This is a genomic window from Massilia psychrophila, assembly GCF_002760665.1.
In the GTDB taxonomy this organism is placed as follows: Bacteria; Pseudomonadota; Gammaproteobacteria; order Burkholderiales; family Burkholderiaceae_D; genus JAFCUW01.
In genome coordinates this window covers 1-523 of record NZ_PDOB01000096.1, presented here as the reverse complement: position 1 = coordinate 523, position 523 = coordinate 1, and the positions used below count along the sequence as shown (strand labels likewise).

Genomic DNA, 523 nt, shown 5'->3' with positions numbered 1-523 from the left:
CTCCGAAAGGTACAGCGCCCTCAAACTGGACGGACCTGTACTGCCAGCGCATAAAATTGATCGGCGAACGACGTCATATTTGTGCCATCGGTCGTGAACTGGCCCTTGCGGATCATGTGCAGGAGTTCGATGCCGGCGAGCACGCAGCGAGCAGAGCGAAATGATTTGAAGTTGAGCATCGGCCTGGTCACCCGCTTGATGGCGCGGCGGTCTTGCTCGACAATGTTGTTGAGGTATTTGACCTGGCGCACAACGATCGGCACGTCACGGCCGGCGTTAATCGCATCGATGGCCGCCTTGTTGGCGCCGCTCTTGTCCATCGCGGCTTTTTCGGGATCGCCATTCGTTTGCATGGCTTTATCAAAAAAGCGTTTCGCCGCGGCCATGTCGCGCTTGGCCGTCAGCAGGAAGTCGACGGTCTTGCCCTGCTTGTCGACCGCGCGGTAGAGGTATTTCCAGACACCCTTGACCTTGATGTAGGTCTCATCCATTCGCCAGCTGGCGCCTACAGGACGCTTGTGCT

General features: G+C 57.7%; 1 protein-coding gene. It reads right to left on the bottom strand.

The features are described 5' to 3' along the window. Nucleotides 1-20: 20 nt before the first annotated feature. On the bottom strand, nt 21-523 hold a 503-nt coding region (locus CR103_RS21800), incomplete at its 5' end, for an IS6 family transposase (RefSeq protein ID WP_099917963.1).